1 protein-coding gene is annotated in these 275 nt (G+C 30.9%); it reads right to left on the minus strand.

The window, feature by feature from the left end:
• On the minus strand, positions 1–275 hold a 275-nt coding region (locus SB679_RS24095; RefSeq protein ID WP_410704765.1), incomplete at both ends, for a hypothetical protein.

Consider the following 275-nt stretch of genomic DNA (forward strand, 5'->3'; position numbering starts at 1 on the left):
TCCTGATTAACACCAAAAAAGGGCTCTCCTTCATTTAAAACCGAAATGGTATCTACAATAATTTTTTGATGGAGAATTTCTTTATCAAATATTCCTATGGATTTAAAATCAATAGTCTCATTTGATCTTTTTATTCCCTCAAGCGTATAAACATATCCATTTCCTTTCAGCGTTTTTGAAAAAGGGATAGCTGTTGTATCTATACTTTCTTCCACTTGTAGGGGTTTTATAATACTGTCTTCATTAGTCCTATTTTCTTTCTTAGCAGTTGTTTT

The sequence above is a fragment of the Chryseobacterium sp. SIMBA_029 genome, assembly GCF_046535275.1.
In the GTDB taxonomy this organism is placed as follows: Bacteria; Bacteroidota; Bacteroidia; order Flavobacteriales; family Weeksellaceae; genus Chryseobacterium.